This window comes from Marinobacter nauticus ATCC 49840 (assembly GCF_000284615.1).
Classification (GTDB): Bacteria; Pseudomonadota; Gammaproteobacteria; order Pseudomonadales; family Oleiphilaceae; genus Marinobacter; species Marinobacter nauticus.
The window spans coordinates 3,639,847-3,663,280 of record NC_017067.1 but is presented as its reverse complement, the minus strand read 5'-3'; the positions used below and the strand labels follow the sequence as shown (position 1 = coordinate 3,663,280).

21 protein-coding genes are annotated in these 23,434 nt (G+C 59.5%); 12 read left to right on the top strand and 9 right to left on the bottom strand.

Features of this window, described 5'->3' with window-relative positions:
* Positions 1 to 20: 20 nt before the first annotated feature.
* Positions 21 to 1,403, bottom strand: coding sequence for a nucleotide 5'-monophosphate nucleosidase PpnN (ppnN, locus tag MARHY_RS16935; RefSeq protein WP_011787057.1), 1,383 nt, complete (start codon positions 1,401 to 1,403; stop codon positions 21 to 23).
* A 121-nt stretch (positions 1,404 to 1,524) separates the two neighbouring features.
* On the opposite strand from ppnN, the gene thiI reads away from it, so the two are divergent.
* On the top strand, positions 1,525 to 2,979 hold the full coding sequence (gene thiI, locus MARHY_RS16930; RefSeq protein ID WP_014422902.1) for a tRNA uracil 4-sulfurtransferase ThiI: 1,455 nt from the start codon (positions 1,525 to 1,527) through the stop codon (positions 2,977 to 2,979).
* Here the strand turns inward: thiI and MARHY_RS16925 are convergent, their stop codons facing one another.
* Positions 2,980 to 3,993, bottom strand: coding sequence for a histone deacetylase family protein (locus tag MARHY_RS16925; protein ID WP_014422901.1), 1,014 nt, complete (start codon positions 3,991 to 3,993; stop codon positions 2,980 to 2,982). It abuts the gene before it with no gap.
* A gap of 205 nt (positions 3,994 to 4,198) precedes the next feature.
* Between MARHY_RS16925 and MARHY_RS16920 the strand changes: the two genes are divergently transcribed.
* A complete protein-coding gene (locus MARHY_RS16920) occupies positions 4,199 to 5,647 on the top strand; it encodes an NAD-dependent succinate-semialdehyde dehydrogenase (RefSeq protein ID WP_014422900.1) in 1,449 nt (482 codons plus the stop codon).
* 67 nt (positions 5,648 to 5,714) lie between these two features.
* On the opposite strand, the gene MARHY_RS16915 is transcribed toward MARHY_RS16920, so the two are convergent.
* From MARHY_RS16915 to MARHY_RS16905, 3 genes are read right to left on the bottom strand one after another with little or no spacing between them, the layout of a single operon-like run.
* Positions 5,715 to 6,128: a type 2 periplasmic-binding domain-containing protein gene (locus MARHY_RS16915; RefSeq protein ID WP_014422899.1), complete on the bottom strand. Its 414-nt coding sequence runs from the start codon at positions 6,126 to 6,128 to the stop codon at positions 5,715 to 5,717.
* Between the two features lie 9 nt (positions 6,129 to 6,137).
* Positions 6,138 to 7,343 carry a hypothetical protein gene (locus MARHY_RS16910; RefSeq protein WP_014422898.1) on the bottom strand — a complete coding sequence of 402 codons (1,206 nt, stop codon included), beginning with the start codon at positions 7,341 to 7,343 and terminating at the stop codon, positions 6,138 to 6,140.
* Between the two features lie 28 nt (positions 7,344 to 7,371).
* On the bottom strand, positions 7,372 to 8,985 hold the full coding sequence (locus tag MARHY_RS16905; protein ID WP_014422897.1) for a methyl-accepting chemotaxis protein: 1,614 nt from the start codon (positions 8,983 to 8,985) through the stop codon (positions 7,372 to 7,374).
* A gap of 252 nt (positions 8,986 to 9,237) precedes the next feature.
* On the opposite strand from MARHY_RS16905, the gene uvrD reads away from it, so the two are divergent.
* Positions 9,238 to 11,403, top strand: a complete 2,166-nt coding sequence (gene uvrD / locus MARHY_RS16900) for a DNA helicase II (protein ID WP_014422896.1) — start codon at positions 9,238 to 9,240, stop codon at positions 11,401 to 11,403.
* A 370-nt stretch (positions 11,404 to 11,773) separates the two neighbouring features.
* On the opposite strand, the gene MARHY_RS16895 is transcribed toward uvrD, so the two are convergent.
* The 3 genes from MARHY_RS16895 to arsH form a co-directional block, all read right to left on the bottom strand.
* The gene (locus MARHY_RS16895) at positions 11,774 to 12,571 is read right to left on the bottom strand and encodes an undecaprenyl-diphosphate phosphatase (protein WP_011787048.1); all 798 of its coding nucleotides are present in this window, start codon (positions 12,569 to 12,571) and stop codon (positions 11,774 to 11,776) included.
* Between the two features lie 124 nt (positions 12,572 to 12,695).
* Positions 12,696 to 13,766 carry an ACR3 family arsenite efflux transporter gene (gene arsB, locus MARHY_RS16890; protein WP_014422895.1) on the bottom strand — a complete coding sequence of 357 codons (1,071 nt, stop codon included), beginning with the start codon at positions 13,764 to 13,766 and terminating at the stop codon, positions 12,696 to 12,698.
* A gap of 9 nt (positions 13,767 to 13,775) precedes the next feature.
* Entirely contained in the window at positions 13,776 to 14,492 is a 717-nt protein-coding gene (gene arsH, locus MARHY_RS16885; RefSeq protein WP_011787046.1) for an arsenical resistance protein ArsH, read from the bottom strand.
* Between the two features lie 90 nt (positions 14,493 to 14,582).
* Here arsH and MARHY_RS16880 point away from each other — a divergent pair, with 90 nt between their 5' ends.
* The 8 genes from MARHY_RS16880 to MARHY_RS16845 all read left to right on the top strand — a co-directional run bounded on the left by MARHY_RS16880 (position 14,583) and on the right by MARHY_RS16845 (position 21,652).
* A complete protein-coding gene (locus MARHY_RS16880; RefSeq protein ID WP_022993220.1) occupies positions 14,583 to 14,939 on the top strand; it encodes a metalloregulator ArsR/SmtB family transcription factor in 357 nt (118 codons plus the stop codon).
* A 45-nt stretch (positions 14,940 to 14,984) separates the two neighbouring features.
* Positions 14,985 to 15,989, top strand: coding sequence for an ArsJ-associated glyceraldehyde-3-phosphate dehydrogenase (locus MARHY_RS16875; RefSeq protein ID WP_014422893.1), 1,005 nt, complete (start codon positions 14,985 to 14,987; stop codon positions 15,987 to 15,989).
* A 1-nt stretch (position 15,990) separates the two neighbouring features.
* Positions 15,991 to 17,202 (top strand): organoarsenical effux MFS transporter ArsJ, encoded by a 1,212-nt coding sequence (gene arsJ / locus MARHY_RS16870; RefSeq protein WP_014422892.1) that lies wholly within the window; start codon positions 15,991 to 15,993, stop codon positions 17,200 to 17,202.
* Positions 17,195 to 17,866: an SDR family oxidoreductase gene (locus tag MARHY_RS16865; protein WP_014422891.1), complete on the top strand. Its 672-nt coding sequence runs from the start codon at positions 17,195 to 17,197 to the stop codon at positions 17,864 to 17,866. Before arsJ ends, MARHY_RS16865 begins: the two co-directional genes overlap by 8 nt.
* Before the next feature lie 22 nt (positions 17,867 to 17,888).
* The gene (locus MARHY_RS16860; RefSeq protein WP_226374355.1) at positions 17,889 to 18,482 is read left to right on the top strand and encodes an ABC transporter ATP-binding protein; all 594 of its coding nucleotides are present in this window, start codon (positions 17,889 to 17,891) and stop codon (positions 18,480 to 18,482) included.
* A complete protein-coding gene (locus MARHY_RS16855; RefSeq protein WP_014422889.1) occupies positions 18,469 to 19,266 on the top strand; it encodes an ABC transporter permease in 798 nt (265 codons plus the stop codon). The genes MARHY_RS16860 and MARHY_RS16855 overlap by 14 nt, the downstream gene beginning before the upstream one ends.
* Before the next feature lie 78 nt (positions 19,267 to 19,344).
* Positions 19,345 to 20,520 carry an MFS transporter gene (locus MARHY_RS16850; RefSeq protein WP_014422888.1) on the top strand — a complete coding sequence of 392 codons (1,176 nt, stop codon included), beginning with the start codon at positions 19,345 to 19,347 and terminating at the stop codon, positions 20,518 to 20,520.
* Between the two features lie 40 nt (positions 20,521 to 20,560).
* Positions 20,561 to 21,652 carry a tRNA-queuosine alpha-mannosyltransferase domain-containing protein gene (locus MARHY_RS16845; RefSeq protein WP_014422887.1) on the top strand — a complete coding sequence of 364 codons (1,092 nt, stop codon included), beginning with the start codon at positions 20,561 to 20,563 and terminating at the stop codon, positions 21,650 to 21,652.
* Here the strand turns inward: MARHY_RS16845 and MARHY_RS16840 are convergent.
* Positions 21,649 to 22,053, bottom strand: a complete 405-nt coding sequence (locus tag MARHY_RS16840) for an acyl-CoA thioesterase (RefSeq protein WP_011787037.1) — start codon at positions 22,051 to 22,053, stop codon at positions 21,649 to 21,651. The two genes, MARHY_RS16845 and MARHY_RS16840, sit on opposite strands and share 4 nt — an antisense overlap.
* 192 nt (positions 22,054 to 22,245) lie before the next feature.
* On the opposite strand from MARHY_RS16840, the gene MARHY_RS16835 reads away from it, so the two are divergent.
* Positions 22,246 to 23,298 (top strand): substrate-binding domain-containing protein, encoded by a 1,053-nt coding sequence (locus tag MARHY_RS16835; protein ID WP_014422886.1) that lies wholly within the window; start codon positions 22,246 to 22,248, stop codon positions 23,296 to 23,298.
* The last annotated feature ends 136 nt before the right edge of the window (positions 23,299 to 23,434 follow it).

Below are 23,434 nucleotides of genomic sequence, written 5' to 3'. Positions count from 1 at the left end.
GTGTTTGTCAGTGTTGCGGCTCAGGCCGCACCACTGACAATGCGATAGCTCGGACGGTAGGCTGAGGATCCGGGTAGCTTCATCCGGTTCTGCGCCACGAACTGCTCCAGCATGGCCTCCAGAGGCTTGATCAGCGTCGGGTCGCCGGCAATTTCAAACGGCCCTTTCTCCTGCACCTGCCGGATTCCGCTTTCCTTCACGTTACCCGCCACAATCCCGCTGAACGCTTTGCGCAGATTCGCCGCAATCAGGTGAACCGGTTGATCGCGATGCAGTTCCAGGGCCCGCATGTTGTCATGGTTCGGCTCGAACGGTAGCTGGAATACCGGATCTATCTTCAGCATCCAGTTGAAGTAGTAGGCATCCTGCATGGCGCGGCGGAAGGTCTCCACGTCTTTCATGCCCTGCTTCATGGTCTGGGCGACCCGTATCGGATCATCGATGATGATCTCGTATTTGCTGGCAGCCTCATCGCCCAGGGCGTTGCGGATAAACTTGTCGATCATTTCGAAGTATTCGGCATTTTCCTGGCGGCCGGTAAACACCACCGGGAAAGGCAGGTCAACGTTGTCCGGGTGCAGCAGAATGCCGAGCAGGTACAGAATCTCCTCTGCGGTGCCTACGCCGCCCGGGAATACAATCACACCATGGCCACAGCGAACAAAGGCCTCGAGACGCTTCTCGATATCCGGCATGATCACCAGCTCGTTTACAATCGGGTTTGGCGCCTCGGCACCGATAATGCCCGGCTCAGTAATGCCGATGTAACGGCCATTCTTCACCCGTTGCTTGGCGTGGCCGATGGTGGCGCCTTTCATCGGGCCTTTCATGGCGCCCGGGCCGCAACCGGTGCAGATACTCAGGCCGCGCAGCCCCAACTGGTGCCCGACATCCTTGCTGTACTGGTATTCGTCGTGGCTGATGGAATGGCCGCCCCAGCACACCACAAGGTCTGGCTGACGCCCCGCCTCCAGTACCCTGGCGTTGCGCAGAATGTGGAACACCAGGTTGGTGAGGTCTTCGGGGTTGTCTTTGCGGAAGCCGGCCACGCTGTTGGGCAGGGAGTGGCTGTAAACGATATCGCGCAGCACAGAAAACAGGTGTTCCCGGATGGCGCGTAGCATTTCGCCGTCCACAAAGGCGTGGCCGGGCGCATTGATCAGTTCCAGTTTCAGCCCCCGGGGCTGGGGCACCAGCCGTACATCGAAGTCGGCGTGGGCTTCCATCAATTCCTTACAGTCGTCGGTTTCGACGCCGGTATTGAGCACGGCCAGTGCACACTGACGGAACAGGCGATACAGACCACCCTCGCTCTTGTCCTTGAGCCGGTTTACCTCGTAGTTGGAAAGGATCTCGAGGCTGCCCTCGGGGGAGACCAGGGCATTCATGGTGGTTTCAGTCATCGTTGGTGAAGCTCCTGATGGTTTCGGCAATGACGGATTTTGAGCCAGTCTGGCGAAAGGGTACACTAAGGCCTTTCTGGCTTTTACGCCACCCGACGTTATTCCGATCAAAGTCTTTTTTATGAAATTGCTGATTCGTCCCGCCCCGGAAGTGGCTATCAAGAGTAAACCCGTTCGCCAGCAGCAGATGCGCCAGTTGCGGCAGAATATCCGTAAATTACTGGCCCGGCTGGATCCGGAGATCCGTGTGGATGGCAGCTGGGACCGGGTGGATGTGGATGTGCCCGATGGCCGCAGCCTTGCCGGCCCGGTGATTGATGAGCTGGTGCGCATTCCCGGCATCTCGACCATCCAGGAGATCGGGGTGTTTCCGTTTGTCGATCTTGACGATGTGGGCGAAAAGGCGGTGCAGGCCTATGCCGAACGCCTGAAAGGCAAGACGTTTGCCGTTCGCGCCCGCCGTCATGGCGATCATGATTTCCGTTCCATTGACCTGGAGCGTTCGGTGGGCGCGGCGTTGTTGCAGGGCTCCGACGCCAAAGGCGTGGATCTGAAATCACCGGATCTTGAAGTTCGTATTGAGGTAAAGGACGACAGCTACCACATTGCCCATCGTCGCCACGAGGGGCTTGGCGGTTATCCGCTGGGGACGGTGGAAACGGTGATGACGCTGATTTCCGGCGGCTACGACTCGTCGGTGGCTGCCTACCTGATGATGCGCCGTGGCATTCGCAGTCATTATCTGTTCTTTAATCTGGGCGGTGCGGCCCATGAAGTGGGCGTGCGCCAGGTGGCTCACTACCTGTGGGAGCGTTATGGTTCGTCCCACAACGTCAAGTTTATTTCTGTGCCGTTTGAGGGTGTGGTCGCCGAGATCATGCGCTCGGTCAACCATCGCCACTGGGGCGTGGTGCTCAAACGGATGATGCTCAAGGCCGCTGCCGAGATCGCCCGGGATTACAACGCCTCGGGGCTGGTCATGGGCGATGCGGTGGCCCAGGTCTCCAGCCAGACCCTGACCAACCTGAATGTGGTGGACCGTGCCAGTGACGAGGTGGTGCTGCGCCCGCTGATCGCCATGGACAAGCAGGAAATCATTCGAATTGCCAAGGACATCGGTACCGAGCCGTTTGCCCGCAACATGCCGGAGTATTGCGGCGTGATTTCCAGCAAGCCGGTCACCCGTGCCAGGCTGCATCGCGTGGAGGAAGAAGAGGCGAACATGGACCCGGCCGCCCTGGCCGATGCCATCGCTAACCGTACCGACACCATGGTCAGCCAGCTCCTGGACAGCACCCAGACGCCGGAAGAGGTAGAGTTGATCCAGACGCCGTCGGTAGACGACGTGATTATCGACGTTCGCCACCCGTCTGAAGAAGAACGCTCGCCACTGACCCTGACCAACAACGACGTGCTCAAGATTCCTTTCTACGAGTTGAATCAGCAGGTGGCGGAACTGCCGGGCAACCGCCAGTACCTGCTGTACTGTGACCGGGGCACCATGAGCCGCATGCACGCCGGCCACCTGAAGGCAGAGGGGCATGGCAATATCAAGGTGTATGCCCCGGCGGTCTGATCAGCCCTCCAACCCCTTGAAAAACTGCTGGACGTTCTCGCTGAGGGCGTCCAGATCATACCCGCCTTCCTGCACCACCAGCGTGGGTAAGCCCAACTGACGAAGGTGCGTGCTCAGCCGACAGAAGCCTTCGGAAGTCACCGAAACTTTCGCCTGCGGGTCGTTCTTGTAGATATCGAAGCCCAGGGTCAGGATCAGCACATCCGGCTGGTACAGGCGAATGGCAGCCAGGGCTTCATCCAGTTTCGCGAAGAAATCGTCCTCGCTGGAGCCGTGGGGCATGGGCAGGTTGATGTTGTAGCCATAGCCTTCGCCTTCCCCACGTTCGTCCTCGAAGCCGCTCACCACCGGATAGAAGTTGGTGGGGTCGCCGTGGATGGAGATGTACAGCACGTCGCTGCGGTCGTAGAAGATCTCCTGAATGCCCTGGCCATGATGCATGTCGGTGTCCAGGATGACCGTTCGCGGGAACCGGCTCTTCAAGTGCTCGGCCGCGATGGCGGCGTTGTTCAGGTAGCAGAATCCACCGGCGGCATCCTTGCGGGCGTGATGGCCTGGTGGCCTGCACACAGCGTAGGCGTTGCGTTCTCCGGCGATCAGCGCGTCGGCGGCACCCAGGGCGGTCTGGGCCGACCAGTAGGCCGCTTTCCAGGTATTCTCGCCAATTGGGCAGCTGCCGTCTGCCAGGTAACAGGCGGCTTCGGCCAGGATGCCCCGCATGGCGTTGGGGGAACGTACGAAAATATTCGACATTACCTCGTCGCCCCAGTCTTCCATTTCCATCCAGCGCCGGTGGGCGGATTCGAGGAATCGCAGGTAACCCAGGTCGTGCACCTTGGAGATCGGGCCGGCGCCCTGGTCGGCCGGCTGCAGTACCGGGATGCCCATGGCTTTCAGGCCTTCAAGCATCTGGCCGGTGCGATCAGGCACCTCCTGAGGCTGGCGCATCTGGCCTCGGGTGAAATACGTCTTCGGGATATGCAGGTCCTGCGTCGGATGAAAAAATGCTTTCATGAATCCGTCTCCTTGGGGTGTCAGGGAGAGCCTGTAAAAACTCTCCTTCGAGTATAGGCAGTCACCCGCCCGGGTCAAAAATGACGGCCAGGAAATCTCCCGCTGACTTTACAGGCCGTCACTCAGGATCCACTATGAAAGGCACGCGTTGCTTTTGAACTTCGCCCCGGTCCGGGGCGTCACCAGTCATGCAAGAGGAGCCGAGATGATCGAGTCACCACTACTGGAAAACCTCACAGGCTACATTGGCGGGCGCTGGAAAGACTCTGCCGGCGGTGCCACGTTCGACGTTTACAACCCGGCCACCGGCTCGGTGATTGCCAAAGTGCCGTCGATGCCGGAGGAAGATGTTGTGGCAGCGGTGGAGGCTGGACAATCAGCGCTCCGGCTCACCAATCCCTGGCCGATTGAAACCCGCCGCAAGTGGCTGGAGGATATTCGTGACGGCCTGAAAGAAAACCGCGAAGAGATTGGCCGCATCCTGTGTATGGAGCATGGCAAGCCCTGGAAAGAAGCCCAGGGCGAGGTGGATTACGCCGCCGGTTTCTTCGATTACTGTGCCAAGCACATCAGCGCTCTTGATTCCCACACGATTCCGGAAAAGCCCAAGGACTGCACCTGGACGGTTCACTATCGGCCTGTGGGCGTAACCGGGCTGATTGTGCCCTGGAACTTTCCCATTGGCATGATCGCCAAGAAGTTGTCGGCGGCCCTGGCGGCGGGTTGTCCCTCGGTCATCAAGCCGGCCAGCGAGACACCGCTGACCATGATCGCCTTTTTCAGCGTGATGGATAAACTCGACCTGCCGGATGGCATGGTCAACCTGGTGATGGGTAAGGCCAGCGTGATCGGCAAGGTACTGTGTGAACATAAAGATGTACCCATGCTCAGTTTCACGGGCTCTACCGAAGTGGGCCGCAAACTGATCGTAGACACCGCCGAGCAGGTGAAGAAGCTGGCACTGGAGCTGGGTGGTAATGCCCCGTTCATCGTCTTTGACGATGCCGACCTGGAGGCCGCCGCCGATAACCTGATTGCCAACAAATTCCGCGGTGGCGGCCAGACCTGTGTCTGCGCCAACCGGATTTTTGTGCACGAAAAGGTGGCGGATGCCTTTGGCCAGAAGCTGGCCGAACGTGTGAACAAGATGACCGTCGGTGACGGCATGAACGATGGCATCGACATCGGCCCGCTGATCAACAAGCAGGGTTTCGACAAGGTGAAACGGCACCTGCAGGACGCCCTCGACAAGGGCGCCAGCCTGGTGGCTGGCAAACAGCCAGCGGAACTGGGCGATGGCCTGTTCTTCCCACCCACGGTGGTGCAGGGCGTGGACCGGGACATGTGCTGTTACCAGGAGGAGACCTTCGGTCCTCTGGTGCCCATGGCGCTGTTCCGGACCGAGGAAGAGGTCATTGATGCCGGTAACGACACGGAGTTTGGCCTGGCCTCGTACGTGTTTACCGCCGATGCCGAACGTGCCCAGCGGGTGGCTGCCGGCCTGCGGTTTGGTCACGTGGGCTGGAACACCGGCACAGGGCCGACACCGGAGGCGCCGTTTGGCGGTATGAAAGCCTCGGGTACTGGCCGGGAAGGTGGTCTGGAAGGGCTGTTTGAATTCGTGGAAGCCCAGACCGTGCCGAGAGGTTTCTAGTCAGCCGGTCTTCAAACAGCAAAAAGGCGAGCTTCGGCTCGCCTTTTTGCGTTCTGAACGGCAGAGATCAGGGCGTCAGGATAACCTTGACACTGTCGTCCACATCCGCGGAATCGATGTAGCCGATGGCGCCTGGTGTGGAGGCGACCTGGGCCTTCATGCCCGAAGCACTGCCGGCTTCCGCCGGAGGCTGACCACGACCGGTGAACACCTGCTGGGACCAGAAGGCCTTCAGTTGGGCGTCGTTACGGCCGGTCACCTTGTCGTGGAACTCGGCACGGGTGGCATTGCCTTCCGGGAGTTCAAACGGGTTCGCGCTCTGGCCATTCGGCAGGGCTTTGCTGCGGTTCAGATACAGATCCCGTACTTCGTTGGCGCTGATGCTGTCCGGGCCGGACGGGTTGCCGATCACCACGACTTCAGCCAGGGCCAGGGGGCTTGCCAGCAAGCTGGCCGCAAACAACAGGCTAAGCTTTTTCATGGGGCCTCCTTAGAATGCCGAGTCGATTTTAACGGTGTAAACGTTGGTGCTGTCCGGGTCTTCCGCCAGCATGTAGGCCGTGTTCAGGTTGCCATAACCTTTCTCAAGCCCGCGCACATGAGTGATGTCCGCCTTGATGGCCACGCCCGGAGTAATGTCCCAGCGGGTACCGATGCTGTACTCGTTGCGCTGATAGTTCAGGATGGACTCGGGGACGGCGCCGGGGATGAAGAAACCGGTGCGCTCGTCGTCATCCTTGCTCTCGGTCCAGCCGGCTGCAACGTAAGGTGTCCAACTGCCAAACCGATGGCCCACAGACAGGTAAGCAGAATCGGTATCGGCAAACTTGCCATCCACTTCAACGCGGGTGACTTCACCGATGATCTGCCAGCTGCCGTCGTCGTAGCTGGCGCCCAGGCCGAAGAAGTTACCGCGATCACCGTCGGCAAGTTGAGTAATGCCGGGCGGAAGGGTAATGCCGCTTTGGGCTGCCAGTGCGCCAAGCCGGGTCGCATCAATATCCGCCTCGGCGGTCGCCGCCACACCACGCACAGTCCACACGTAGTCGGTCCAGGTCAGGTTCATGCCTGCGATGTTGCGCAGCTGTACGTCGCCGGAGTTGCCATCTTCATCGGTAAAGCCGGTGAAGCCGGTCGCGGTCAGCGAGGAGTTGTCGAAATTCAGGTTGTAGCTGGCATCCGCACCGACATAGCTGGTCACGGCAATCGGGCCATACACGCTTTGGGGCGGGCGTGCCCACGGCTGGGCGTAGCCGACTTCCAGGGAGTCGGAGTACATGAAGAACGGAATCCGCATCTTGCCCGCCCGAATCTGCAGGTTGTTGGTGGGGCGGTGGCTCAGATAGGCCCACTCCACCTGGGGTTCCCAGTCATCTTCGCCCCGGCCGACCAGTTGCATCACAATCTGGCTCTTCTGTGTGACGTCAAAGGTGCCCTGCAGGGCGAACAGGCTCAGATCCGCCACTTCGGATTCGTCGGTGATTCCGGCGTAACCGGCATCGTTGCTGGCCCGGGCGAAACCGGTGCTGAAAAAGCCGTTGAAGCGAATGCCGGTGTCTTTCGCGGAGTTCAGCTGTTGTTGCATGGCATTCAGCTGCTGCTGCATGCGCTCGAGGGTGTCCTCGGTACTCTGTGCCAGAGCCGGGGTCGCGGCAATGGCGAGCGCCAGGGGCGCTGCAGTAAACAGTTTTTTCATCAGGAGTTTCCTTTTTCTGGGGTTTTACTTAAACGCGGAACTGCCCGGCCACGCTCTGCAAGCCATTACTGACGTCCTGGATCTTGCGGCTGACCGTATCCAGCTCATCGGTGCTTTCCATCACGGCCTCGGCGTTGCGATGCATGTCGCCCATATGGCCAGTGACTTCGCTGAAGGTGGTGCTTTGTTCATAGGTGGCCGCGGCAATCTGCTCGTTCAGTTCGCTGATCTGCTGAACGTTCTCGAGAATCTTGCGCAGGACCTCGCCAGACTCGGTGGTGGCATCCACGCCCTGCCTGGCCATGTCTACGCTGCCTTGCATGGAATGCACGGCGGCACCGGAGGCTTTGGAGAGTTCTGAAATCACCTGCTGGATTTCTTCCGTGGCCTTGTGGGTGCGCACCGCCAGGCCGCGTACTTCATCTGCGACCACGGCAAAGCCACGGCCGTGTTCACCGGCGCGGGCGGCTTCAATGGCGGCATTCAGGGCCAGCAGGTTGGTCTGCTCGGCCACGGTCTGAATGGTTTCCAGCAGACCGCCCACCTTCACGGAGAACTCATCGAACTGGTTGACCAGGCTGGCAGTGTTCTCGATTTCTGCCATCAGTCGCTGGATGGTCTGTATGTTGCCCTCGACCTTCTGCTGCCCGGTGGTCGCAAACTTGGATGCGTCCTGGGTCTGGTCGGAGGCGCTGGAGGCAAAGCCCGCCACTTCCTCAACGCTTTTTACCAGCTCTTCCACGGAATTGCGGGTGGAGGAGATGGCCTGGGCCTGCTGGCTGATGCGTTCAAGATTGGTGCGGCTGGTGCTGCCCAGATGCGTGGCGACGCCGTTAAGCTCACCGATGTCCTGCTGGATGGTGGCAAAGGATTTATGCAGTTTTTCAACAAAGCGGTTGAACTGGTCCACCAGATCCCGAAGTTCATCCTTGCCGGTGTACTCGATGCGGGAGGTCAGATCGCCTTCGCCAGAAGCCATGTTCCGCAGGGAGCTGATGATTTGCTGCAGGCTGCCGGAGACCGATCGACCGATAATCAGGCTCAGTGCAATCAGGACAACCAGGGCGACCACCACAATTGTCACGGAGACGGTGGCGGCTTCGCTGCTGGCCGCCGTGGTGTCGTCAATGGCCTGGGTCAGGCGGCTCTCCATGGCATTACGCATCTGGTCGAGATCCGAGCGCAGGCCCGCCAGGCGCTCGGCGTTGGCGGATGCTTCCTGGCCTATGCGACTGAAATCGGCGGTGCCCTCGATAATCGCGGTGGCGATGCGAGTGGCGGTGCTGTAGTAGCCGTTCAGTTCGGATTTCAGCGCTTTTACGTCGCTCTGCTGGCTCGGGTTAAGCTGGGCAATGCGGTCAAGATTCTCGATGATCTCGGCGAGTTGCTCTCGGGTAGCCGCAATCTGCTGATCGTCGCCCGTGGTGACGGCGCTGTTGATCTGGTTTTCGATGAGTTGCAGCAGACCCCGGTTGATGGTGGAGAGTTCCAGGGACGGATAGAGCTGGTTGCGCACCTCTCCCAGTCGTTCCGAGTTGTTTCGTTCCGTGATGATGGAAAAGGCCTGGCTCACTACGAAAGCCACCACGGCTACAATCACCAGCAGCGCGAGTTTGTGTGAGATCTTGAGAGATGAAAGCATGTATGAAATCCCTGTATGCGTGGCCCACAACTCTGAACGGCGCGAGTGTAGGTTGTTTTTTGAACGCATGACACAGAATTAATGTGTCAGTGTGTTAAGTGCTGTATCGGCCACACTGGCTGTCTCTTTAAGCCTAGAGCCTTGAATTGGCCTGTATATACTCTTGAGGGGGTAGTTTGTGCGAGGGGAGGCAGCCGGGCTCTTGGCTGGTATACTGGGCTGTAAATTTAACCAGTAATGAAGCCTTGCTCCATGGATGTCTCTCATATTATTGATTCCCTGAACGACGCCCAACGCGAAGCGGTGACGGCGCAGAACGACCATTTGCTGGTGCTGGCCGGTGCCGGCAGTGGCAAAACCCGCGTGCTGGTGCACCGGATGGCATGGTTGATGTCGGTTGACCGGGTGCCGCCCACGTCCATTCTGGCGGTGACTTTCACCAACAAGGCCGCCAAGGAAATGCGTTATCGCGTGGAGCAGATGATGCAGATTCCCACCCGTGGTCTGTGGATCGGCACCTTTCACGGAATTGCCCATCGTTTGCTTCGTTCCCACTGGAAAGACGCCGGCTTGCCGGAAAACTTCCAGGTGTTGGACAGCGACGACCAGTTGCGGCTGATCAAGCGAGTGATGCGGGAAAACCGCATCGATGAAAGCCAGTGGCCGCCGAAACAGGCCCAGTGGTTCATCAACAGCCAGAAAGACGAGGGCTTGCGGGCGGATCATATTCAGGAGAATCCGGGCGATCACTTCACCAACACCATGCTGAAGATCTACCGCCAGTACGAGAAGCTCTGCCAACAGGGCGGCCTGGTGGATTTCGGTGAACTGCTGCTGCGTTCCCACGAACTCTGGCTGCATCGTCCGGAATTGCTGAGTCACTACCAGCAGCGCTTCCAGCACATGCTGGTGGACGAGTTCCAGGACACCAACACCATTCAATACGCCTGGCTGCAGGTGCTGGCCAGCAACCGGGTGCCGCTGACGGTGGTGGGCGATGACGACCAGTCCATCTACGGCTGGCGGGGCGCGAAGATCGAGAATATCCAGCAGTACCAGCGGGATTTCCCCAATTCCCGGCTGGTGCGGCTGGAGCAGAACTACCGCTCCACCAAGACCATTCTGAAAGCCGCCAACTCGGTGATTGCCAACAACCAGGGGCGTTTGGGCAAGGAACTCTGGACTAACGGGGTGGAAGGTGAGCCGATCAGCCTGTACGCCGCGTTCAACGAGCAGGATGAAGCCAATTATATTGCCGATTCCATCTCGGCCTGGGTCAGCGAGGGCAATCTGCGCAGCGAATGCGCCATTCTCTATCGTTCCAATGCCCAGTCCCGGGTGCTCGAAGAAGCCCTGATGCGCCAGGGTATTCCTTACCGTGTTTACGGCGGGTTGCGGTTCTACGACCGTCAGGAAATCCGAAACGCGCTGGCTTACCTGCGCCTGGTACATTACCACCGGGACGATGCCGCCTTTGAGCGGGTGGTGAATATTCCCACCCGCGGCATTGGTGCCAAGAGCCTGCAGGAAATTCGTGAATACGCCACCGGCCAGGGTATTTCCCTGTGGGAATCGTCCGAGCGGTTACTGGCCGCGGGCCAGGTGAAGGGCCGGGCGAAAACCGGCCTGCAGCAGTTTATGGAGATCATCAATACGCTGTCTGAAATGGCGGGGCACGCTTCCCTGCAGGGGCTGATGAAGCAGGCCATAGAGTCCAGTGGCCTGAAGGATTACCACGCCAGTGAGAAGGGCGAGAAGGGTCAGGCCCGGGTGGAGAACCTGGAGGAACTGGTCAGCGCGCTGGCGGATTATGATGTAGAAGAAGGCGTAGATCCGCTGGCGGAGTTTATTGCCCAGGCGGCGCTGGATGCCGGCGAATCACAGGCCGATGCCCATGAGGACAGTGTGCAGTTGATGACGCTGCATTCGGCCAAGGGGTTGGAGTTTCCGATGGTGTTCCTGGCAGGTGTTGAGGAGGGTTTGTTCCCGCACAGTATGTCGCTGGAGGAGCCCGGGCGCATGGAGGAAGAGCGCCGCCTGGCCTATGTGGGCATTACCCGGGCTATGAAGAAGCTGGTACTTACTTACGCGGAATCCCGTCGGTTGTATGGCCAGGAGAAGTTTCATGCACTGTCCCGGTTTGTTCGGGAGATCCCGGGGGACTGCCTGCAGGAGGTGCGGTTGCGTAATACGGTGACGCGGCCGGCGATGGTGGAGCGACCGAATGAGAGTCTGTTTGCCCAGGATTCGGCCCAGCAGTCTGGCTTCAGTCTGGGGCAGCGGGTTCGGCATCCGAAGTTCGGTGAGGGTATCGTGATGAACTCCGAGGGTACGGGGCATCATACGCGGGTGCAGGTGAACTTCGATGAGGGCGCCAAGTGGCTGGTGCTGGCTTATGCGCCTTTGGAGGCCTGTTAAACGGTTGAGTTAGCGTCATGCAGCCTTCGAGTAAGGGGGCTGCATGACGGTGGGAACGTCTTTCCAAAAAGCGCTCGAGCCGTCCATGGGCGCTTGTGTTCCGCCATCCCTGGCTCCACAAATTTTTGGAAAGACGTTCCCACCGCCATGCTCTGACGTTTCGGCAATCCGCAATAGTCCATGATCCCTGATTTCTTGGAAGGCTAGCTCAGAAGTTCGGGGCAGGTATCGGGGTGTGCCTCCCAAAAATGTGTGGAGCCAGGGATGGCGGAACAGAAGCGCCACAGGGATGTGCCGCCAGGAGCGGTTTTTGGGAGGCACACCCCGATACCTGCCTGACTCCAAGGTCAGCAATTCAAACTGCAGACGGTCACATCAAGACGGCGTAGATTACACCCGCCAAAATGATCCGGTAGATCACATACGGCCACATGCCCACCTTGTTCAGCCACTTCAGGAAGAAGTGGATGGCGGTAATGGCCATCAGGAACGAGGTGACGCCGCCGATCAGAAAGCCATTCCAGTCCACGATCACGTCGGATGTTGCCACTTCCAGCAGTTTTACCGCCGACGCCAGCACGATAATCGGAATCGCCAGCAGGAAGGAAAACCGCGAGGCGGTTTCCCGGGTCATGCCAAGGAACAGGCCGGCGGTGATGGTGACGCCCGAGCGGGAGGTGCCGGGGACCAGGGCCATGGCCTGGGCGATGCCGACGATAACGGCGTCTTTCCAGTTCAGGGAATCCATGGTGCGCTGGCGTTTGGGCAGCCAGTCGGCGATGCCCAGCAGGATGCCGAACACCAGGGTGGTGAAGAAGATCACCGACGCGCCGCGCAATTCGTTGTCGATCATGTCGAGCAGGGCCAGGCCGGCGAGGCCGGCGGGGATGGTGCCGATCACCAGGTACCAGGCCAGGGCGCCCTGGCCGACGATTTTGCGCTGGCCCATGGAAATCAGGCCGTCCCGGGCGATGCCGAAGACATCCCGGCGGAAGTAGAGCACCACCGCCAGCAGTGTGCCCACGTGCACCGACAGGTCAAAGCCGACGCCCTGGTCTTCCCAGCCAAAGAAGGCCGGTGTCAGGATCAGGTGGGCTGAGCTGGATATGGGCAGGAATTCGGTCAGTCCCTGGAGGAGGCCAAGGAAAAGGGCCTGGAAAATATCCATTCTTTTAATTCCGGTCGGTGGTGCTGATTAACGGGTTCGACGCTCAAAAAACGAGCGCGATATTAGCAGGGTGGTTGTCGGCTGAACAGGCGCGGATAGCGACGCGCCTGTTCAGCTTAATCGTTCAGGCCGGGAACTTGTTCCGGGTGTTATTGGCGATGCGCACCAGGGCGAGCATCAAGGGCACTTCCACCAGTACGCCCACCACCGTGGCTAGGGCCGCGCCCGATTGCAGTCCGAACAGGGCGATGGCCGCCGCCACCGCCAGCTCAAAAAAGTTGCTGGCACCGATCATGGCCCCTGGGGCGGCGATGCAGTGGCGCACCTTCCAGAGCCTGGCCCAGCCGTAGGCGAGCAGGAAAATAAACACCGTCTGGATAACCAGTGGCACCGCAATCAGCAGTATGTGCAACGGATTTTGCAGAATGACTTCACCCTGAAAGGCGAACAGCAGCACCAGGGTGACAATCAGCGCCGCCGGGGTCACCGGGCTGAGGCGTTTCATAAATACGTTGTCGTACCACTGTTCGCCGTGGCGTGCGATCAGGGTCCGGCGGGTCAGGTAGCCGGCGGTGAGGGGAATCACGATGTATAAGACCACCGACAGAATCACCGTATCCCAGGGCACCTGGATGTCGGAAATCCCCAGCAGGAAGACCACAATGGGCGCAAAGGCGAACAGCATGATGATGTCGTTCAGGGATACCTGCACCAGGGTGTAGGCGGCATCGCCTTTGGTCAGGTAACTCCAGACAAATACCATGGCGGTGCAGGGCGCGGCACCCAGTAGAATGGCGCCGGCCAGGTATTCGCTGGCCAGTTGTGGGGCGATCCAGGGTTTAAATACCACCATCAGGAAAAACCAGGCAATGGCGAACATGGTGAAGGGTTTGATCAGCCAGTTCACGATAGTGGTGATGGCGAGGCCCTTCGGCTCTTTTCGCACCCCGACCACGGCGCTGAAATCGATCTGCGCCATCATCGGGAAAATCATCGCCCAGATCAGGATGGCGATAGGGATGGACACCTGGGCGTATTCAAAGCGGGACAGGGTCTCGGGAATCGAGGGGGCAAACTGCCCGAGGGCTACACCGGCCACAATGGCCAGTGCCACCCACACGGACAGGTAACGCCCGAACAGGTCCAGGCCGCCGTCAGTGGTTTCAACCGTGTTCACGTCGCTTTTGCTGCTCATGGCATATCCTTAAATGGAACGTTGGTTCACACGCTTCGACAGTTCTTCGGCGCTTTCCTTGCGTTCGGAGTAGCGGTCGGTGAGGTAATCACTGCGGTCCCGTACCAGCAGGGTGAACTTTACCAGCTCTTCCATGACATCCACGATGCGATCGTAGTAGGGCGAGGGCTTCATGCGATCATTGCCATCAAATTCCATGAAGGCTTTGGGCACCGAGGACTGGTTCGGAATGGTGACCATGCGCATCCACCGGCCCAGCACCCGCAGCTGATTAACGGCGTTGAATGACTGGGAGCCACCACATACCTGCATCACTGCCAGGGTTTTGCCCTGTGTCGGCCGAACCGCACCCAGGGACAGCGGTATCCAGTCGATCTGGGTTTTCATGATGCCGGTCATGGCGCCGTGGCGTTCCGGGGAGCACCACACCATGCCCTCACTCCACTGCACCAGTTCCCGCAGTTCCTGAACCTTGGGATGGCTGGCGTCTTCGGCATCGGCCAGGGGCAGGCCGCGGGGGTTAAAGATACGGGTTTCTGCGCCCATGGCTTCCAGCAGGCGGGCGGATTCTTCCACCGCCAGGCGGCTGAACGAGCGTTCGCGCAGGGAGCCGTATAGCAATAGAATCCGGGCTGGATGCTCGGAGGCCGGGGCCTCGAATACCTTCGATGCCGTGGGAGCATTGAACAGCTCAGCTTTAATATTGGGAAGATCCGCGGTTGGCATGTTGATCGTCGATCCTTTACGTCATCACTGTGTCACACTAATATGCGAAAAACTGCATATTCGAATAAGCGTATATATTGGTCGGTAAATATGAAAGGTCAAGCCCATTACAATCCGATGACCCTGTTCAAGGCCCTGGGAGATGAACTCCGGCTTGCGGCCACGCTGTTGATCCACCGTCAGGGTGAGTTGTGCGTGTGCGAATTGATGGCGGCGTTTGAGGCGCCTCAGCCAAAAGTCAGCCGCCACCTGGCATCGCTGCGTGAAGCTGGCTTGCTGGAAACAGAGCGCCGGGGCCAATGGGTCTATTATTACCTTAGTCCGCACCTGCCAGACTGGATGGTGCGGGTGCTGGAGGAAACTGCCGTTAACAACCCGGCACTGATTAAGCAGCCGCTGGCCAGATTACAGGCCATGGCGGATCGCCCGGCGGTGCAGTGCCCCTGATCCTTTATCGCACATGCGGATCGCGAAGGTCGCAAGGAGAACATCATGAGCAAGATCAAAGTAGGCATTAACGGGTTTGGTCGCATTGGCCGGCTGGCGCTGCGGGCGGCCTGGGGCTGGCCAGAGTTCGAATTCGTCGCCATCAACGATCCCGGCGCGGACACCCATACGCTGGCGCACCTGTTGAATTTTGACAGCGTACACGGCACCTGGAGTCGTGAAGCGATGGCCGATGGTGACGATATGCTGATTGACGGCCAGCGCATCCGGGTAACCCACAACAAAGCCATCGCCGAGACCGACTGGTCCGGCTGTGACCTGGTGATAGAGGCTAGCGGGGTGAATAAAAAGGTCGCCGTGCTGCAGGGCTACCTGGATCAGGGTGTGAAGCGGGTGGTGGTGACCGCGCCTGTGAAAGAGCCGGGCGCGAAGAACATTGTCATGGGTGTGAACGAAGACATCTTCGACCCCGCCAACGACCGCATCATCACCGCGGCTTCCTGCACCACCAACTGCCTGGCACCGGTGGTGAAAGTAATCCACGAGAAACTCGGTATCAAACACGGTTCGTTGACCACCATCCACAGCCTGACCAACACCCAGACCATTATCGATGCGCCCCACAAGGACCTGCGCCGGGCCCGTGCCTGTGGTAGCTCGCTGATCCCCACCAGCACCGGTTCCGCCACGGCGATTATCGAGATCTTCCCGGAGCTGAAAGGCAAGCTGGATGGCCACGCGGTGCGGATTCCGCTGATCAATGCGTCACTGACCGATTGCGTATTTGAAGTAGAGACGCCGACGGACCGGGATACCGTCAACCAACTGTTGAAAGAGGCGGCTGAGGGCCAGTTGAAAGACATTCTGGGCTACGAAGAGCGGCCGTTGGTGTCCATCGACTACAAAACCGACCCCCGGTCTTCCATCGTCGATGCCCTGTCCACCCTGGTGGTCAACGGCACCCATGTGAAAATCTACGCCTGGTATGACAACGAATGGGGCTACGCCAACCGCACCGTCGAACTAACACGCAAGGTAGGCCAGGCCTGATATGAATGCCGCCATTCGCCAGTACCTGATGATCACCGGCAACTACTGGGCCTTCACCCTGACCGACGGTGCCCTGCGGATGCTGGTGGTGTTGCACTTTCACCAGTTGGGCTACTCGCCCCTGGAAATCGCCCTGTTGTTCATCTTCTACGAGTTCTTCGGGGTGGTGACCAACCTGGTGGGCGGCTATCTCGGCGCCCGCATGGGCCTGAACCGCACCATGAACACCGGGTTGTTCCTGCAGATTGTTGCATTGGCCATGCTGGCGGTGCCGGCCGCCATGCTCACGGTGCCCTGGGTGATGGTGGCACAGGCGTTGTCGGGTATTGCCAAAGACCTCAACAAGATGTCCGCCAAGAGCGGTATCAAGCTGCTGGTACCGGATGAGCAACAGGGCGCCCTGTACAAGTGGGTGGCGATTCTCACCGGCTCCAAGAACACCCTGAAAGGGGTGGGATTCTTTCTGGGCGGCCTGTTGCTGATGGCCGCCGGGTTTACCGGTGCGGTGATCCTCATGGCGGTAGCGCTGGGGCTGGTGTGGCTGGCCAGTCTGTTCCTGCTGGGGCAGGACCTGGGCAAGAGCAAGGCCAAGCCAAAGTTCAGCGAGATCCTGTCCAAGAGCCGGGCCATCAACGTGTTGTCGGCGGCCCGGATGTTCCTGTTCGGCGCCCGGGACGTGTGGTTTGTAGTGGCGTTGCCGGTGTACATGGCCACGGTGTTCGGCTGGGACCACTGGAAAGTTGGCGGCTTTATGGCCAGCTGGATTATCGGTTACGGTTTTATCCAGACCCTTGCGCCCAGAATCACCGGCCACGCCAACGGTAAGTCCGGTGCCGTGCTTTGGGCGGCAGTGCTGGCGTTGGTTCCTGCCGCCATTGCCGGTGGTCTGATGGCTGGCTGGCCGGCACAGATGGTGGTGGTTGGTGGTTTGCTGTTGTTCGGGGTACTGTTTGCCATCAACTCTTCGCTGCACAGCTACCTGATTGTCAGCTACGCTCGGGGCGACGGTGTATCGCTGGATGTGGGGTTCTACTACATGTCTAACGCCGCCGGCCGGCTGCTGGGCACCATTCTCTCTGGCTGGGTGTATCAGGCCTACGGGCTGGAAGCCTGTTTGTGGATTTCCACTGCCCTGGTAGCCACAGCGGCAGCGTTGTCAGTATGGTTGCCGGAACGAGCGGAGAAACCAATAGGAGAAAAAGGCTATGTCTGATTCCAATGTGGTGGTCATTACCGGTGCCAATCGGGGTATTGGTCTGGAGCTGGCCCGGCACTATGCCGCTGAGGGCTGCGAGTTCATTGGCGTATGCCGACAGTCCTCGGAAGAGCTTGCCGGTGTGGCGGGTCAGGTGATCGACGGCGTGGATGTCACCACCGATGCCGGCATCGATAAGCTGAAATCCGGTCTGGCGGGCAAGCGTATCAGCCTGCTGATCAACAACGCGGGCCTGCTGCAGGACGAGCAGCTGGGCAGTATCGACTTCGACTCCATTCGCACCCAGATGGAAATCAACGCCTACGCGCCACTGCGCGTGGCCGAAGCCCTGGCGCCTCTGATGGGGCAGGGCAGCAAGATCGCCAATATAACCAGCCGGATGGGCTCTATCGCCGACAACGACTCCGGCGGCCGTTATGGCTATCGGGCCTCGAAGGCTGCGCTGAACGCTTTCGGAAAATCCCTGGCGGTGGATCTCAAACCCAGGGGCATTGCCGTGGCGCAGCTGCACCCCGGTTATGTGAAAACGCGAATGGTGAACTTTGGCGGGCTGATCACGCCGGAGGAGTCTGCCAGGGGGCTGGCCGAGCGCATTGCCAATCTGACGCTGGAGAATACCGGGTCATTCTGGCACAGCAACGGTGAGGAACTGCCCTGGTAACCCGGCTTTGACAGGGCTGTTGTTGCAAGATGTCAGCATTGGCGTTCTGAATGCGGTATCGCTGACCGTTCCCCGCGGACAGGTGGTGTGCCTGGCGGGCCCCTCTGGCAGTGGCAAGAGTCGGCTGCTGCGCGCGGTGGCCGATCTGGAGCCCCACGGCGGTCAGATTTCTCTGGATAACCTCAATCAACAGAGCGTACCGGCACATCAGTGGCGGCGCCAGGTGGTGATGGTGCCGGCGGAAAGCCAGTGGTGGTTTGATGAGGTAAGCGCCCACTTTCCCGAGGGGGCTGGTGAGCGTTTGCCTGCTGCTCTGGGTTTCCCTGCCGAGGTGATGGACTGGTCGATCAGCCGGTTGTCCTCCGGTGAGCGACAAAGGCTCGCGTTGTGGCGGGCCCTGGTTCAGGAACCAGACGCGCTGCTGCTGGATGAACCGACCGCCAACCTGGATAACGAATCGACAGAGGCGATCGAACGCTGGCTGTTGCAGGAAATTGAACAGCGGCAGATTGCCACCCTGTGGGTCGCCCATGATTCTGCACAGATTCATCGGGTAGCTAATGCTCACTACCGGATTCGTGGAACCGTACTGGAGCCTGTCCATGGAAGTGATTGACCTGGCCTGGTGGAAACTGGGCCTGGCGGCTTTGCTGGTACTGGCGTTGGCAGCGACAGCCTACCTGGGGCGTTTGGGGATCACCCGCAGCCTGTTGGTGGCGGCCATACGAACGGTTATACAGCTGGCATTGATTGGCCTGGTACTGGAAGCCCTGTTTGCCTCTTCCGTCTTCTACTGGATTGCGCTGCTGGCGGCGGTCATGCTGCTGGTGGCAGGCCGGGAAGTGGTGGCGCGCCAGAGCCGACGCCTGAAAGGCGGGTGGGCGTTTGGTATTGGCACCGGCGCGATGTTCGTGTCGTCGTTTACCGTGACCGTGCTGGCACTGGCGGTGGTGATTGGTCCGGAGCCCTGGTATACCCCTCAGTATGCGATTCCTTTGCTGGGCATGATGCTGGGCAACACCATGACCGGGGTCAGCCTGGCCCTGGACCGCCTGAATGACTCGGTCTGGCGTCAGCGGGCAATGATTGAGAACCGGCTGATGCTGGGCCAGACCTGGCAGCAGGCACTGGAAGATATTCGCCGGGAAGCCATGCGCAGTGGCATGATGCCCTCCATTAACGCCATGGCGGCGGCCGGCATTGTCAGCCTGCCCGGCATGATGACCGGTCAGATACTGGCGGGCAGCCCGCCCGCGGTCGCCGTTAAGTACCAGATATTGGTTATGCTGATTATTACCGTCGGCACGGGGTTTGGTGCAGTGATGGCGGTCAGTTGGGGAGGCCGGCGGCTGTTTGATGACCGGGAGCGCCTGCGGCTGGATCGTTTAACCAAACCGTGACCGGGCACCAAAGTCGCATGGGGTCTCAGTCGGGTTTCGAGCTAGGCTTGGCTTTCCGGTAACCACAAAGACAATAATATGACCAGCCTACTGCAACGTTATCCTTTGCCAGTCATTGTGCTCGCACAATTGTTCGGCACCTCACTCTGGTTCAGTATCAACGGGGTCTGGCTATCCCTGTCCGCCGAACTCGGGTTAGCGGAATCGGATCTGGGCCGGCTTACGCTGTCTGTTCAGGCGGGTTTTATTGCCGGTACGCTTGCTCTGGCGGTGACCGGCCTGGCGGATCGCTTCGGCGCCAGCCGCATCTTTCTTATTTCGAGCCTGATGGGCGCACTGGCGAACGCCGGCTTTGTAGCGGTGGCCGGGGTGTTTCCGCTGGACAGCCTGTTCCGGTTCGCTACCGGCCTGTGCCTGGCCGGAATTTACCCCCTCGGTATGAAACTGGTAATTGCCTGGACACCCAAATACGCCGGCGCCGCCCTGGCCTGGCTGGTGGGGATGCTGACCCTGGGTACCGCTCTGCCACATCTGATGCGAGGGGCAACAGCAGGTATGCCCTGGGAGTGGCCACTGTTTGCATCGTCCTGTCTGGCGCTACTGGGCGGGCTGTTGGTGTTTCTGTTGGGTGACGGGCCGCACCTGCCCAAAGCCAGTGGGCGGCTTCCCCTTAGACAGGGACTGTCTGCTTTGCGCCTGCCCCGGTTCCGGGCCGTGGCCGGTGGTTATTTTGGCCACATGTGGGAGCTATACGCCTTCTGGACGCTGGTGCCACTGTTGATCGGGCGAGAACTGCAGCGGCTGGGACAGGGTGATGCCTTGATCCCCTGGTTGTCGTTTGCGGTGATCGGTATGGGTGCGGCTGGATGTATTGGCGGCGGCCGGATCAGTCGGACTCGTGGCAGTGAGTGGGTTGCCCGGTGGGCGTTGATGGTGTCCGGGGCATTGTGTCTGCTCTATCCCTGGATGAACGGGCTGCCACCGGCGTTGTTAATGGCGTTACTTCTGGTTTGGGGTGTCGCGGTGGTGGCCGATTCCCCGCAATTCTCCGCGCTGGCCGCAGCAACGGCCCCGAAAGAAACCGTTGGCTCATCCCTCGCGGTCATGAACGCGGTCGGCTTTGGCCTGACCCTGCCGGCCATCTGGCTCACCAGTGGGCTCTGGAATGCCTGGGGGGGTTGGGTCGCGTTGCTGCTTTTGCCGGGACCGGTGTTCGGCCTGTGGTCCCTGAGCCGGGGGAAGTCCGAGGCCTGATATACTTGCCGATTACTTCGACCTCCTGCTTCGGACCGTCATGACCCAACGCATTCTGTTATTGTCCGCTTATGATGCTGCCAGTCATCAGCGCTGGCGCGAGCAATTGGTCGCCATGCTGCCCGATTATCATTGGCAGACGCTGGCGCTTCCGCCCAGGTTCTTCCAGTGGCGGATTCGAGGTAATCCGGTGAGCTGGCTGGATCAGCCCTGCCTTGAAGAATCCTGGGACCTGGTCATTGCCACTTCCATGGTTGATCTGGCCACCTTGCGCGGGCTGCACCCTCGAATCGCGAACACCCCCTGTCTGCTTTATATGCATGAGAACCAGTTTGCCTTTCCGGTCAGCGACCAGCAGCGGAGCCGGGTGGAGCCGCAGATGGTCAATCTCTACAGTGCTCTGGCCGCCGATGCAGTGGTCTTTAACAGTGCCTGGAACCGGGACAGCTTTCTGCAGGGCGTCGAAGACTTTCTCAACAAGATGCCGGATGCGGTGCCCTACGGTGTGATGGAAACGCTCAGGGAAAGGTCTTCGGTGCTGCCGGTGCCGATTGAAGACCGGTTGTTTATCGAGCAGCCACGGTCCGTGAACCGGGAACGGCCGCATCTGTTATGGAATCATCGCTGGGAATACGACAAGGGGCCCGACAGGTTGTTCGGCCTGCTGGAACAGCTGGAGCAGCGCAAGCTGGGCTATCGCATCAGTGTGGTGGGTGAAGGTTTCCGCAGCCGCCCGCAAGCCTTTGACCGGATTTACCAGCAATTTGCCCGCCGCATTGAACACTGGGGCTTTCTGGAACACCGGCAAGATTACGATCAGCTGTTGCGCAGTGCCGATATCGTGGTGTCGACCGCCCTGCACGATTTCCAGGGCCTGGCGATGCTGGAGGCGATGGCATCGGGATGCTTGCCGCTGGCACCGGACCGGCTGGCCTACCGGGAATATGTGCCGACAGACTGCCGATACCGGAGCCTGGAATCCGATCCCGGCGGGGAAGCCCTGGCGGCCGCTGAACGGCTGGCGCTGCTGTTAAAGCAACCTCCCGAGCTTAACCCGCCACAAGCCTGGCGGGCTTCAGAACTGGCCCCGAAGTACCAGGCGCTGGTTCAGCAGCTGATGGCGCGGGCTTAGTGATTCTGCTCCGGGACTTCCCGGATGCGCCCATGCTCATCAATCGCCACGTACACGAACAGACCTTCAGTCACCTTGCGGGGTGTCTTGGAGGCGCGGTCCAGTGTCCAGACTTCCACGTTGATTTTCATGGAGCTGCGGCCGATGTCCACCAATTCACAGTAGCAGCCCACCTGGGAGCCCACACGCAAGGGTGACAGAAACTCCATTCTGTCCATCGCGACGGTGGCATTACGGCCCTGGGAAATGCGACCGGCCATGGTCGCCGCCGCAATATCCATCTGTTTGACCAGCCAGCCGGCGAAGACGTCGCCGTTGGCATTGGTGTCTGACGGCAGTGGCACCACCTGCAGCATCATCTCGCCCCGGGGGGCCGGTTTGTCATCATCGTACGCAGTCATCAGGATCGCCTGTACAGCTTGTGAGTTGTTTTCTGTGCATGGTAACGGGCTGGCGCGGGGCTGCAAGAAAATTTGAACAATGACAGCTATATTTCAAAAGCTGTAACAAAGTTGTCACAGAGTGCCCCTAGGATGCAGTCATCGGTAAAGCAGATCCGACACAACGTCCAAAGTAAATAATGGAGACTCGACGTGATGAAACTGAACAAAGCACTTGCAACCGTTGCGCTGGCCGGCTCTGTTGCCGCCCTGTCTGCACCGGCCATGGCCCGTGACACCATCAGCATCGTGGGCTCTTCCACCGTGTATCCGTTCGCTACTGTGGTAGCCGAGCGTTTTGGTGCCAACACCGATTTCCCGACACCCAAGCTGGAATCCACCGGCTCCGGTGGCGGCCTGAAGCTGTTCTGTCAGGGCGTAGGCACCCAGCACCCGGACATCACCAACGCTTCCCGTCGTATGAAGCCGTCCGAGTTTGATCTGTGCCAGAGCAACGGCGTGAAGGACATCACCGAGTTCCGCATTGGTTCTGACGGCATCGTGATCGCCAGCTCCAAAGAAGCCGAAAATCTTGAAGTAACCCTGGAGCAGCTGTTCCTGGCGCTGGGTAAAGAAGTACCCAACCCGAAAAACGAGAATGAGCTGATCGCCAACCCGTACAAGAACTGGAGCGACATCGATTCCAGCCTGCCGAACAAGCCGATCCGTGTGATGGGGCCGCCTCCGACTTCCGGTACCCGTGACTCCTTCAACGAGCTGGCTCTGCAGGGCGGCTGTGAAGACCTGCCTGCGGTTGCCAACATGAGTGAAGATGACATGGAAGGTGTGTGTCAGAGTATTCGCGAAGACGGCGCTTTCATCGAAGCGGGTGAGAATGACAACCTGATCGTCCAGAAACTGATTGGTGATACCGGCATGTACGGCGTCTTCGGTTACAGCTTCCTGGAAGAGAATGCTGATCGTCTGCAGGCCGCTACTCTGAACGGCAAGGTTCCGACTGCCGAAGCGATCGCTGCCGACGACTACCCGGTTGCCCGTTCACTGTTCTTCTACGTGAAAAAAGCCCACGTTGGTGTTGTTCCTGGCATCCAGGAGTACGCTCAGGAGTTTACCGGCATGGGCGCCATGGGCCCGAATGGCTACCTGAAAAGCGTTGGTCTGATCGTTCCGCCGCGCGATGCGCTGATGGATCTGCAGGAGAAGGCTGAAAAGATGCCTAACCTGACCAAAGACGAGCTGATGTAAGCGCGGACTACCGCGAGTAGTGAGCGAAAGGGTGCGGCTCTGAAGGGCCGCACCCTTTCGCACATAAGATAGTTGAAAGTGCGAATTGGTTTTTTACGCTTTACACTTGTGACCTGCTAAACGTGTCAAACAGGAA